Here is a 12,147-nt window from a genome sequence, read left to right on the forward strand (position 1 = left end):
TCCTGTGGTGGGGATTTTACTCGGCCATAAAGGTGGGTCCGAGGGTGTGCGGTAAGTTAGGAGCTGTCGAACTTCAGGCCCTGCCGTACGGCGCCTTTTCGCCGCCCGATGAGTATGGCTAGCTGGCCCATGGAGTTCGCTTAACGGGGTGATAGCGGGATTTCTTTTGGTGATGGATTCCGCATGCCACTCGTCACCCCGCAAACCGCTGCGCCATATACGGAGGGGTAATGATCGTCAATCTTGATGTGACTCGACTACGCGCTGCACCACGCTCGGAAGAGCGTCGCGGCCGGTCTGGAGTGGGCGGTCGCCGAGGTCGTCTCCCCCGAGCGGCTCTGCATGATCCTGCATCCGAAGAACATCACCGAGGGCGACCTTCCCCGGATGTACGAGGCCGGTGTCCGCCTTGTGCGGTTCTGCCTGCCCTCCGCCGCGCCCGAGCCAGGGCTCGCCATGCTCGCCAAGGCCGCGGACCTCGGTTTCACCACCACCGTCAACATCACCCGCGTCAGCCAACTGGACCGGCGTCGGCTGGTCGAACTGGCCGCGATGTCCGGAGACGCCGGCGCCGACGTGGTCTATCTGGCCGATTCCAACGGCAGCATGCTGCCGAGCGAGGTGTCCCGACTGGTCACCCTGGTCCGCTCGGTGACCGATGCCGCCATCGGTCTGCACGCCCACAACAACCTCGGCCTGGCGCTGGCCAACTCCATCGCCGCGGTGGACGCGGGCGCCACCTGGATCGACTCCGCCGTCCTGGGGATGGGCAAAGGCCCGGGCAACCTGGTCACCGAGCAGTGGCTGGCCTACCTCGGCCGGCACGCCGGACACGATGCGTACGACCTCGCCCGGATCCTCGAACTCGCCCACCGCATGGAATCCGAGTTCGTGGAGGCCGCCCCCGCCCCGCCGCTGCCCGATCTGGTCCTCGGTCACTTCGACCTGTCCGTCGAGGAGCGCGCCAAGCTTCCCGAGGGCCGGATCGGCGACGCCTTCTCGGCGGCCCGCGAGCTGACCGCGGCGGGCGCCCGGTGACCTCACCTCCCGTACATCCGGCTCCGGATGCCACCGTGCTCGGTGAGCCGGATGCACCGCGCCACGCGGTCGTCCTCGCGCCCGTCATGCCGCGCTGGGACAGCGGCGCGTTCTTCCAGCAGGTCACCGAGCCGCTGCTCGGCTCCGGGCACCGGATCACGATCTACGACACCCTGTCCCTGCTCCGCGACGGTGATGGCCTGAAGGCACTCGTGGACCGCTGGGCCGCCCAGCTGGCACCCTGCGCCGATGGCCTCGACGTACTGGCCGGCAACGCTCTCGGCGGAGCCGTCGTCCAGGCACTGCTCGCCCGCGAGTGGACCCACCGCGCTCGGGTGCTGCTGCTCTCGGCCCCTACCGTCGCCGACGCCGGACTGAACGGGAAGCTGGAGCGGATCGCCGCCGCCGTCGGCACACAGGGGCTGCCGGCGGCGGCGCGCCTCCTGGACGAGGCGGTGAGCGGGCCCGGCGGGCAGCCCTTCACCGGTACGGCGGCACAGAGCGGGCAACCTCCCGTGTACGACGGCGAGTCGGCGGGACGGCGGCTGGCCGCGGGGTTGCGCCTCCTGCGTGACGTCGATCTCCGGGAGCCCGTGCGGGCCTTCCCCGGACCACTGCTGCATCTCTACGGGGAACAGTCGCTGCTCGTACAGCGCCGGCACCTGGCCGCAGGCTCGCGGCCGGACCACTGCCTCGTGGGCATCCCCCAGGCCGGAATGCGCCCGCACACCGACCGGCCCGACCTCGTCCGAGACGCTGTCGCCCGCTTCCTGAGAGCTGAGAAGCCATGAACCGCAAGACTGTCGCAGTACTGCCCGGCGACGGAATCGGGCCGGAGGTCCTGGATGCCGCGCTGCCGGTCGTCGAGGCCCTCGGGCTGCCCGTCGACCTGGAATTCGGCGACATCGGCTGGGAATGCTGGCGCGCCGAGGGCAACCCCGTTCCCGACCGTACCTGGGACCTGATCGGCCGCAGCGACGCCGTCCTGCTCGGTGCCACCACCAGCAAGCCGCGCCGGGAAGCGCTGGCGGAGCTGGCCCCCGGACTGCGCGAGCATGCCCCGCAGTACATCTCTCCGATCATCCAACTGCGCCAGCGCCTGGACCTGTTCGCCAACCTCCGGCCGGTCGAGAACTACCTCGGCGGCGGTGCCCCGTACCGCTTCTGCGTGATCCGGGAGAACACCGAGGGCCTCTACGCGGGCCTGGACTGGAACCACGTACCGGCCGAGATGTGGCCGCTGGTCGCGGATCACCCCAACGTCCGCCGCAGCGGCCGTTCCGGTACGACCGCCGCCGTCCGGCTACAGACCTCGCACGGTCTGGACCGCATCCTGCGGTTCGCCTTCGACACCGCCCGGGGACACGGCTATGGGCGGGTCACCCTCGCGGACAAGCCCAACGTCCTGCGGCAGAGCAGCGCATACGTCCTGGAGCGGCTGGAGGCGATCGCCGCCGACTACCCGGAGATTCCCTACGAGGTCCTCAACGTGGACGCGGTCGCGCTGTGGATGGCCCGTCGCCCGGAACGCTTCGGCGTGATCGTCGCCGAGAACATGTTCGGCGACATCCTCTCCGACCTCGGAGGCGGTGTGATGGGCGGCCTCGGCCTCGCGGCCAGCGCCAACATCGGCGAGGCCGGCAACTACTTCGAGCCGGTGCACGGGAGCGCGCCGGGGATGGCCGGCCGCGGACGCGCCAACCCCGGCGCGGCGTTCCTCACCATCGGGCTGATGCTGGAGCACCTCGGCTTCGAGGACGAGGCGGCCAGCATCCAGGACGCCGTACGGCACGTCACCCGCCGCCGTGACCGGGTCACCTACGACCTCGGCGGCACGGCCACCACCACAGAGGCGGCCCGAGCGGTCATCGACGCCTGCCACGAGGTGCCGTACACGCCCACCGCCGCCGTCATCACCGTCGGCGACGAACTGCTCCGCGGCGACCTGGAGGACTCCAACGCGGGCAACGCCTCCCGGACGCTCGGCGAACGTGGCATCCCGGTCCGGGTCCGCCACACCGTCGGCGACGACGAGGCCGCCATTGCCGACGCCATCCGCCCCTCCATCGGCCGCGACGACGTCATCCTGGTGATGGGAGGTCTCGGCCCCACCTCCGACGACGTGACCCGCGGGGCCGTGGCCCGAGCGCTGGGACGCCCGCTGGAGCACCGGGAAGAGGCCTGGCAGGCAGTCGTGGAACGCCTGACCCGCTTCGGCGTCGCCGTCCACGACGACAACCGCCGTCAAGCGCTGTTCGCCGAGGGCACCGACCTGCTTCCCAACCCGAACGGCACTGCCTGGGGCTGTCGCGCCGAGGCCCAGGGCAGCACCGTCGTCATGCTCCCCGGCCCGCCGCGCGAATGCCTGCCGATGCTCGAAGCCGTGCTGCGCGACGGCCTGGCGCACCTCCCGGAGCCTCCTGAGGTGACCACGGTCTTCCGTCGTACCCTCGGCATCGTCGAGGCGGACGCGGCGGCACTCGTCGACGGTCTCGTCAGGGACAGCGGCGCGGCGGTCAAGCCCGCCTACCGCTGGCACTACCCCTACGTCGACATCCGGCTCGGCTGCCCGCCCGGGGCCGCCGACGACCTGGCCAAGCGCCTGGACTCGGCGCTGGCCGGCCACATCGTCACCGACCGGGACCGCACCGCGGTCCAGGAACTGGCACTCCTCCTCGACGAGCGCGGACTCGTCCTGCACCTCGAAGACCGCCTCACCGAGGGCGGTTTCGCCGACGAACTGGCCCGCGAACGCGACACCGGCGACGGCTCGGTCGCGCTGCCCGTGACGCTGTCCGGTGTCTGGCAGGGCGGGGACCGCACGACCTACACCGGCGTGATCACCCTCACCTGCACCGTCCGGGACGCGAGCAGTGAACTGACCGTTCCCAACCGAGGGCCCGAAGTCGCCGCGTACTTCTCCGAGTTCGCCGCCTGGTCCGTCGTCCGCCACCTGACGCTCACGAAGGAATCCGCATGACCACCGCCCACGCCGTGGACACCGAAGCCCTGCGCGAGCGGCTGTCCCGCCTGGACACCGCTGCCCTCTCCGACGCCATGGACGGCCTGCGCACCCCGCCGTGCGTGCTGCCCGGCATCGCGACCCGCACCTCCGGCGGCATCGCCTGCGGGCCCGCCTTCACCGTCCGGTACCGGCCCGTCGACGACACCACCACCTTCCACAACGCCGCCGACTACATCGACGACGTCCCGCCCGGTTCCGTCGTCGTCGTGGACAACGGCGGCAGCCGCACCTGCACCAACTGGGGCTCCCTGCTGAGCTCCGTCGCGCGACACCGCGGCATCTCCGGCACCGTCGTACACGGTTCGGTGCGCGATGTGCGGGAGAGCGGCGCCGCCGGCTACCCGCTGTTCAGCACCGATGTGACGATGGTCAGCGGCAAGAACCGGGTGGTGCTGGACCGTACGGGCGTCGAGGTCGACATCGCCGGTACGCCCGTCGCACCGGGCGACTGGATCTTCGCCGACGACAACGGCGCCGTGCGTATTCCCGCCGCCCTCGTCGAAGAGGTCGTCCGACGCGCCGAAGCCGTGGAGCGCACGGAGTCCCGCATCCGGGAAGCCGTCCTCGGCGGCAGCCGGCTGGACGAGGCGCGCGCCCGCTTCGGCTACGCGCGGCCGTGGGAGGACGGGGAGGCGGAGTGACGGCCGCCCTCGATCGGGTGACACCGCTGTCCCCGCAGGACGCCCGCTTCGTCGATGTCCACTACCACGCCGGCCCGGACGCCTACCTGCGCCGCCACGCCGCCGCCGCGGCCGGCGCGGTCTACGCCGCACACGGTGGCTGGGTCGTCCTGAAGAACCACCTCGGTTCGACCGCCGCCCAGGCATGGGAGGCCCGTCGGCAAGGTCTGCCCGTCTCCGGCTCGATCGTCCTCAACGACCTGGCCGGCGGCTTCGACCTCCGTGCCGTGGAACAGGCCGTCATCCAGCACGGCGACGACAGCGGGCTGCGGCTGATCGTCCACCTGCCCACGGTCACCGGCCGCACCCACCGCAGCCGCCTGGCCCGCACCCCCTCCCATCGGCTCCTCACCGATGGCATGCGGCCACTCACCGTCGCCGACGACACGCGCCTGCTGCGCCCGGAGGTGCGCGAACTCCTGAGGGCGGCCCGCGATCTGCCCGTGGTCGTATCCACCGGCCACGCGGACGCCCACGAGGTGCTGCTCCTGGTCGAGGAAGCCGTACGCCTGGATCTGCCGCGGCTGATGCTCAACCAGCCCGCCAATCCGATGACCGGCCTGACCTGCAAGGACCTGGTGGACGTGACATCCGCGGAACAGGTCTGGACGGAGCAGACCGCACTCACCCGCCTCCTCGAATACCAGGACTGGGCCGACTTCGCCGATGTTCTGTCCCTGCTCCCGCGGGTCGTCTACAGCTCGGACCTCGGCCAGCCGTCCCAGATGGACATCCAGCCCTGGCTGACGCGAAGCCAGGAATGGTTCACCGCCGCGGGACTGACCCCGGAACGCATCACCGAGGTGACCCGCTCGAACCCTCTGACGATGCTGAGCCTGTGACCAGCTCCTCGGCATCCGCACCGGAGACGATCCCGAGCGGAACTCCGCAGGCATCGGAGGCGATGACTGAGCGCTTCAGTCCCTGCTTGCCCCGGTCGGCCGGGACCGTCCCGCCTTCTCGCCGCCGGAGGGGGCCTTGGCGATGCGGCGCCGTGGGCACGGTCGTCCTCCGCGATCACCCGGACCCGTGCCCGCACCGCATCCGCCCCGAACTCCCGCCCACCGGAACGCCGTTCCCCGCGAGGCGGTCGGGCCGGAGGCCGATCTCCGCCCAGACGGTCTTGCGGGGGGTGGGGCCGAATGCGACGCCCCACCTGTCCGTCAGGGCCTCGACCAGCGCGAGTCCTCGGCCCGACTCGCCCTCCTCCAGCGGGAGTCGGCAGTTCGGGACCGCGTCGTCGCGCGTGTCGGTCACCTCCAGGCGGAGGGTCTCGCCGAGGACGTACATCGCGACGCGGAAGTCCCTGCCGGGGACTCGGCCGTGCGTCGCCGCGTTGTTCGCCAGCTCGGCGATCACCTGCTGCGCCGGGTACAACGGGAGTCCCCAGCAACGGAGTTGTTCCGTGACCAGGAGGCGGGCGAGGCGTGCACCCCGGCGGGTGGGGGAGAGTTGCACGCAGAAGGTGAGGGCGGGGAGGGGGGCTGGGGTCTGGGGAGATTCGCTGTTCACGTGACCCAGGGTGGCGGGAAGTGGCTAGCGTTATCGGCTACTTGGCGACTGCGTACGGTGACTGTCTTGGCGCTGTCCAGTGGTGTCTAGGGCGTCTAGGCCGTTGGTTGGGTACCTGGCGTCGCGAGGAGGTCACGGTACGCAGTGAAAGGGCGGGTCATGTCGGAGAGTGCGCAGCAGCAGGGCAACAAGGGTGAGGAAGAGCCGGGTTGGGCGCCGGACCCGGACGACGAGTGGGGTCTGGCGGTGCTGGAGACCGCCGGGCGGCAGATCAAGAAGTGGCGCGAGCTGCGGAAGATGCGGGCGGGGGAGTTCGGGAAGCGGGTGAACTACAGCGAGGACATGATCTACAAGATTGAGCGGGGGGAGCGGATTCCGGCGAAGTTGGACTTCTACGACCGGGCGGATGCGGTGCTGGACGCCGGGGGGATGGTCGCGGAGCTGAAGGAGAACGTGCGGAAGGTCCGATACCCCAAGAAGGTGCGGGACTTGGGGAAGATGGAGGCGGCGGCCGTCGAGATCGGGGTGTACGTCTGCAACAGCCTGCCGGGGTTGTTGCAGACGCAGGAGCACGCGGAGGCGTTGTTGCGGTCGTGGCAGCCGACCTATGCGCCGAAGGAACTGGAAAGGCTGCTGGCGGCCCGTATGGCCAGGCAGTCGATCTTCGAGCGGGACTCGGCGCCCTCGATGCACTTTGTGCTGGAGGAGGCGATTCTTCAGCGCCATGTTGGGGGCACAATGGCCTGGAAGCGGCAACTCGAACACCTCCTGGAGGTAGGGCGTCTGGACTTCGTCACCCTCCAGGTCATGCTGACCAACTCCGACCCGCACCCGGGGCTGGGTGGCAGGATGGAACTGTTTAAGTTCGCGGACGGATCGGCGGTCGGCCGCGCGGACGGCCTCTTCAACGGCCGTCCCGCCAACGAACCGAAACAACTCCGCCACATCGAGTTGCAGCTTGGCACTATCCGAGCGCTGGCCCTCCCGCCCCGGGAGACGCTGGCCCATATTGAACGACTGCTGGGAGAAACATGATCCGCAAGGCCCTCGCCGGTGACACCTCCGAACTGGCGTGGTTCAAGAGCAGTTACAGCGACGGCCCCAACGGCGAGGAGTGCATCGAGATCGCCACCACCCCCACCGGCGTACACATCCGCGACTCGAAGCTCACCTCCTCCAGCCCCACCTTCCAGGTCACCCCCACCACCTGGTCCACCTTCATCTCCCACACCACCTCCCCCTGACCCCGCCGTCAGGCGGCCTGAGACGTGAAGCTCACCGACAGTTCGCTGTCCGGCGTGATGTCCAGGTGGAGAGTGGACTCCAGGGCCGTGGCCAGGCGTTCGAGCAGCGGGATCGTGGGAGTCGCGCCGCCGTGTTCCAACCGGGAGACGGCGGCCTGAGTCATACCCGCGCGCTCGGCCAGCCGGGCCTGCGTCATCCCCAGTGCCGTACGGCGGTCCCGGACGGCCTTCCCGAACAGGTAGGCCCGGCGGGCCTCCTGGTATCCCTCACGGGACCGGTCGGCGTCGGTGATCTCCCAACGGGCGTGGCTCATGGCGTGTCCTCCGGGAAGCGGTCGTAGACGGTGTGGGCGGGTGGGTGCTCGGCTTCGCAGGTTTTCTGCGCGAGGAGAGCGCGTTGTACCTCCGCTGTCTCCTGGCGTTGCGTCTTGGGAAAGACGGTGAGAAACACGATGCGGTGGTTCGGAGCGAGCCAGTAGGTGATGCGGTAGTGCTGCTGCCCGAGGCGGAACCGGAGTTCCCGGACCTTGCCGCCGAGATGGCGGCTGTAGGGCTCGTCCAGTATCCCGTCGAAGTCGACGAGGAGGTCGGCGTAGAACATGACCCGCCCGTGGTCGTGCGGCGTGAGGGTATCCAGCCACTTCTCGACCTGGTATGTGCAAGGCGATGGGGCCGCCGAGCCGGTGGCAGGAACGAACATTGCGCGGAACGAGTCGGAGACGACTTCGGATCATTCACTCTTGAGGAATGCCGACAAGCCCTGGGCCTCCAGGTGACCGGCCCTCTGGCTGCTGAGGAAGGTGAGGAAGAGGGCATGAGCGACTCGTCCCCGGACGTGGTTGCTTTCGGTGGGCTCGGGGCTGCTGTGCGGGAGGCCGCGCGGCGGCGGGGGCGCGATGTCGGGGTGCCGGATTGGGCCACTGAGGACGTCACGGTCGAGACGACGAGGGGGTACGTGTCGGTCGATCCGTCCGACGAGGAGCGGCTCTTCCGTGTGCGTGTCCACATTCCCGGCTTCGCCTGGGAGATCGGGGCCACGGACGATCTCGGGCTCCTCGTCGACGTGATCGCCGCCTGGCGGGACGGTGTGCCGTTCGACGTGCTGGCCGAGGAGTTCGCGTTCCTGGAACTGGAGGAATTCGCCGGAGCGCTCGACAGAGGGGAGCCGACCGCTGCTCAGTGGACCGACCTCCTGTCCTCCGACTCCGGCCCGGGAGACCTTCTGCGCCGTCTCCACTCGGACGAGGTGCTGCGGAACATGTTCCCGACGGTCACGCACGGCGCCGTACGTCTGCGAGTGGACCCGCTGAACCGGTCGAGCTGGCAGGTCCTGGTGCACGATCTGCGCGAAGGCCGCTACGAGGTCCTCCGGCCCGGCACGGCCTGGGTGGAGGTCTCGGCCGAGGACCTCGTCCCTCACCTGAGAGCGGCCCTCGACGAGGACGGGTGAACGCCGTTGGATACGGGCCGGGGCTCTGCAAGTCCGTCGGCGGAGTTCGTGGCGCGGACGCCGGTGGAGGAGCCGGCCGGGTGTGGGTGAACGAGGGATCGGGGGTTGTGTCCAAAGGGTCCCCACGGGATGGGAGCGGTGCCATGATGAGGGGCATGGCTGAGGGGGAAGCGGTACCTGGATCGCGGGTGCGGATTCGGTTCGACGGGGACCCGGGGGACGCCGACGCGCTGAAGGCGTGGCTGGAGCGCGAGGAGTGGCTCGGCGCGCGGGTGCGTGAGGGGAAGCTGCGGATCGTGGAGCAGCCCGGCGCCGACGAGGGCCGGGAGCACATGGGGGGCGCGCTGGAGGTGGTGGTCCAGGTCCTCGCGGCGACGGCGAGCCTCACGGAGATCGTGCGGAACGTGCAGCTCTCGGTGCAGGCGTGGCGGGCCAACTCCAATCAGGTCGACCGGGAGGACACCCCCGATCCCCGGGTGGACCCGCTGGAACCCGACCAGGACTAGCCACGATGAGCGCCTTCGACCCGCGCGAGAAGGTCAACCGGGCACTGGTGGTCGGCGTCTCCGAGTACGACCGCGTGCTGCCCCGCGACCCGAGCGGTGTCCCCGGTCAGCTGGAAGCCGTCGTCCACAACCGCAACCGGCTCTACGACGTCCTGCGCTGGAAGGGCGTCTTCGGCGGCGAGGACGCGGTGAAGGTCAGCCCCTCACCCAGGCTGGACGACTTCTGGGACGACCTGGAACACGCGGTCCGGGACGCCGAGGGACTGCTGCTGTTCTACTTCGCCGGACACGCGGTCGCCTCCAAGTCCGGCGACGAGATCCACCTCCAGATGCGCAACGCGCAGATCGAACCCGGCGACGGCGAGACCAAGCTGGGCTCCGCGAAGTTCAAGGACGTCCTCGTCAAACTGGCCCGGAGCAGGGCCGAACGGGTCCTGGTGATCCTGGACTGCTGCTACGCGGGAAACGTGAGCGGCAGCCGCAACCGGATCGGCGACGCCCGGCGCCAGCAGGAGATCCTGCTCCTGATGAGCGTCCAGCAGAACCGCCGTATCCCGCCGGGCGACCACAGCCGGGCCACCCCCTTCACCCACCAGCTCATCGAAGTCCTCGACGGCGCCGGGGAGTTACGCCTCTCCACGCTGTACGAGGAACTGAAGAGGCGGATGAGCGAGGCACAGGTCCGCACGGACTCCGGCGAGCCCCAGACACCGAAGGGCGACTGGGAACAGGGCGAGGACCTCCTCCTGCGGTCCGACGAACCGCTGGAGCCGCCGCCCCCCGAACCCCCGCCCGGGGTGAACCTCGTACCACCCCGCCCCAACCCCCGCCGCGGCCTCCTGCGCCGAACCGGACGGCTCGCCCTGGCGCTCACCGCCGTCGCGGCCGTCGGCGGCGCCGCCGGGATCGTCGCCCTCGTCGGGGACGACGACAGCCGGTGCGCGCCGCCCCTCCAGCTGCGCGTGCTCACCGACCCCGACCTGGAACCCGTCCTGACGGCCGCCGCGAACGCGTACACCGAGTCGCGGGAGAACCGGGGCGGGTGCCGGAAGAGCGGGATCGGGGTGTACAGCGCGCGGGTCACCGACGCGGTGACGGGGCTGCGGGAACGTACGAACTACTGGTGGCGGCCGACCGGCAGGGAGGGCGACCCGCAGCCGCAGCGGGACATCGGCCCGCAGCCGGACGTATGGATCCCGGCGACCCGCACCGACCTCGCCCGCGCCGCACAGGACCCGGACGACCAGCACTCCGCCGAACTCCGCGTCGAGGGCGGCCCGTTCGCGTACTCGCCCGTCGTCCTGGCCGCGTCCGGCACCGTACCGGGACAGCGCACCGGCCGGCCGCTCGCCGCGATGGCCGCGGAGCTGGAGAGCGGCGGGACCGACGTACGCAGGCCCGACCCGGAGTCCACGGACGCCGCCCTGCTCGCGACCATGGGCCTGTACGGGGACGCGGCCGACGCCCGCGCCGGCGAGCACCGCGTCGCCTACGCGGGGCCCCCGGCCCGCTCGGCCGCCGACCTGCTGTGCGCCGCCTCCCCGGACCGGCGCAGCGCCCTCCTCGTACCCGAGTTCACGCTGCGCAACGACGCCGACTGCCCCTGGGGCGGGCTGCAACCCCGTACCGCGCTCTACCCGGACGACGTACCCGGCCTGACCCCCACCTTCGTCCGGGTCACCTGGACCCCCGCCGACCGGGACACCGAGGCCCGCGACGACGCCGTACGGCGGTTCCGGGACTGGCTGACCGGCGAGCAGGGCAGGGCGAAGCTCGGCGAGTACGGGCTGCGCTTGCCCGACCCCGGGCACGCGCTGCTCGGCACGGCGCCGCGCGGCGCCCAGACCGACCTCGCCGACCAGGAGCAGTACACCGACGTGACCGCCATGAACGCGACCCTGGACCGGTACCGCAACGCCCTCGGCCCCGGCCAGGTGCTCTTCCTGCTCGACAGCTCCGGGTCCATGGCCAGCCTGTGGCGGGGGCTGAGCAGCGGGCCCGGACTGATCCAGCAGTCGCTCGGCGGGCTCGGTGCGAAGGACCAGTACGGGGTGTGGGCGGTCGCCGGGCGCGGCAGCCGTACCCATACCGAGCTGCTGCGCTTCGGATCGCACACGCGCGACGCCGCCGTACGCGCCCTGGAGGGCGCGCGCAGAGCCGGAGCGCGCGGGGACCAGGCGGACCCCTACCGGGCGCTGCGCGACGCGCTGGCGTTCATGAAGGCGCAGGGCGTCGACAGCCAGCGGCCCCGGCAGATCGTGTACGTCACCGACGACGAGGACAACGACCGGCTGACCGGGGGGAACCTGGAGGACCTGCGGGAGCTGGCGCGCACCTCGGGGACACCGGTGACCATGGTGTCGCTGGTCACCGGGGGCTGCGAGGAGGGGCGCGCCGACGCGGTCGTCGCCGCTGCTTCCGAGGGGCGGTGTCTGGATCCTGGGGATGATCCGGCGGCTTCCCTGCGGGACGAAGTTGCGCGCACGGGGACGGGGGAGGGATGAGGGGGCTTGGGTGGCTCGTCGGGTTCGTCGGGGGCGGGGTGATGCGGCGCGTCGGGCTTGCGGGTGGCGGGGCGACGGGGCGTGCCTGGCTTGCGGGGGGAGGGGTGGCGCGGAGCGTCGGGCTTGCCGGGGGAACGGTGGTGCGGCGTGCCCGGCTCGGTGGGGGAGGGGGGACGCGGCGTGCCCGG

At 70.9% G+C, this 12,147-nt stretch carries 13 protein-coding genes and 1 pseudogene; 10 read left to right on the top strand and 4 right to left on the bottom strand.

From position 1 onward, the window contains the following. Positions 1–342 precede the first annotated feature (342 nt). The 5 genes from PV682_RS20225 to PV682_RS20245 are packed head-to-tail and all read left to right on the top strand — an operon-like array spanning position 343 to position 5,585. Positions 343–1,038 carry a beta/alpha barrel domain-containing protein gene (locus PV682_RS20225; protein ID WP_319731752.1) on the top strand — a complete coding sequence of 232 codons (696 nt, stop codon included), beginning with the start codon at positions 343–345 and terminating at the stop codon, positions 1,036–1,038. Positions 1,039–1,073: 35 nt separating this feature from the next. Beyond that, entirely contained in the window at positions 1,074–1,829 is a 756-nt protein-coding gene (locus PV682_RS20230; protein WP_319731754.1) for an alpha/beta fold hydrolase, read from the top strand. Next, positions 1,826–4,018, top strand: coding sequence for an isocitrate/isopropylmalate family dehydrogenase (locus PV682_RS20235; protein ID WP_319731756.1), 2,193 nt, complete (start codon positions 1,826–1,828; stop codon positions 4,016–4,018). The genes PV682_RS20230 and PV682_RS20235 overlap by 4 nt, the downstream gene beginning before the upstream one ends. Next, positions 4,015–4,704 (top strand): RraA family protein, encoded by a 690-nt coding sequence (locus PV682_RS20240; protein WP_319731757.1) that lies wholly within the window; start codon positions 4,015–4,017, stop codon positions 4,702–4,704. Before PV682_RS20235 ends, PV682_RS20240 begins: the two co-directional genes overlap by 4 nt. Then, on the top strand, positions 4,701–5,585 hold the full coding sequence (locus tag PV682_RS20245) for a DUF6282 family protein (protein ID WP_319731758.1): 885 nt from the start codon (positions 4,701–4,703) through the stop codon (positions 5,583–5,585). Before PV682_RS20240 ends, PV682_RS20245 begins: the two co-directional genes overlap by 4 nt. 22 nt (positions 5,586–5,607) lie before the next feature. Here PV682_RS20245 and PV682_RS20250 read toward each other — a convergent pair. After that, positions 5,608–5,729, bottom strand: a pseudogene (locus PV682_RS20250) (IS5/IS1182 family transposase); the annotation flags it as partial. A 31-nt stretch (positions 5,730–5,760) separates the two neighbouring features. Next, positions 5,761–6,255, bottom strand: coding sequence for an ATP-binding protein (locus tag PV682_RS20255; protein ID WP_319731760.1), 495 nt, complete (start codon positions 6,253–6,255; stop codon positions 5,761–5,763). A 159-nt stretch (positions 6,256–6,414) separates the two neighbouring features. Between PV682_RS20255 and PV682_RS20260 the strand changes: the two genes are divergently transcribed. Together PV682_RS20260 and PV682_RS20265 are read left to right on the top strand one after the other, a co-directional pair. Further along, complete coding sequence (locus PV682_RS20260) at positions 6,415–7,290, top strand: helix-turn-helix domain-containing protein (protein WP_319731762.1); 876 nt, start codon at positions 6,415–6,417, stop codon at positions 7,288–7,290. Continuing rightward, on the top strand, positions 7,287–7,499 hold the full coding sequence (locus tag PV682_RS20265) for a DUF397 domain-containing protein (protein ID WP_319731764.1): 213 nt from the start codon (positions 7,287–7,289) through the stop codon (positions 7,497–7,499). The genes PV682_RS20260 and PV682_RS20265 overlap by 4 nt, the downstream gene beginning before the upstream one ends. Before the next feature lie 8 nt (positions 7,500–7,507). Here the strand turns inward: PV682_RS20265 and PV682_RS20270 are convergent, their stop codons facing one another. Then, the gene (locus PV682_RS20270) at positions 7,508–7,813 is read right to left on the bottom strand and encodes a helix-turn-helix domain-containing protein (protein ID WP_319731766.1); all 306 of its coding nucleotides are present in this window, start codon (positions 7,811–7,813) and stop codon (positions 7,508–7,510) included. Then, complete coding sequence (locus tag PV682_RS20275) at positions 7,810–8,199, bottom strand: type II toxin-antitoxin system RelE/ParE family toxin (RefSeq protein WP_319731768.1); 390 nt, start codon at positions 8,197–8,199, stop codon at positions 7,810–7,812. Before PV682_RS20275 ends, PV682_RS20270 begins: the two co-directional genes overlap by 4 nt. Positions 8,200–8,313: 114 nt before the next feature. Here PV682_RS20275 and PV682_RS20280 point away from each other — a divergent pair, with 114 nt between their 5' ends. The 3 genes from PV682_RS20280 (at position 8,314) to PV682_RS20290 (ending at position 11,959) form a co-directional block, all read left to right on the top strand. Then, positions 8,314–8,949 carry a hypothetical protein gene (locus tag PV682_RS20280; RefSeq protein ID WP_319731771.1) on the top strand — a complete coding sequence of 212 codons (636 nt, stop codon included), beginning with the start codon at positions 8,314–8,316 and terminating at the stop codon, positions 8,947–8,949. Positions 8,950–9,104: 155 nt separating this feature from the next. Beyond that, positions 9,105–9,455: an effector-associated constant component EACC1 gene (locus PV682_RS20285; protein WP_319731773.1), complete on the top strand. Its 351-nt coding sequence runs from the start codon at positions 9,105–9,107 to the stop codon at positions 9,453–9,455. Positions 9,456–9,460: 5 nt separating this feature from the next. Beyond that, complete coding sequence (locus tag PV682_RS20290) at positions 9,461–11,959, top strand: substrate-binding domain-containing protein (protein ID WP_319731775.1); 2,499 nt, start codon at positions 9,461–9,463, stop codon at positions 11,957–11,959. Positions 11,960–12,147: the final 188 nt, after the last annotated feature.

Source organism: Streptomyces niveiscabiei (genome assembly GCF_033794345.1).
Taxonomy (GTDB): domain Bacteria; phylum Actinomycetota; class Actinomycetes; order Streptomycetales; family Streptomycetaceae; genus Streptomyces; species Streptomyces niveiscabiei.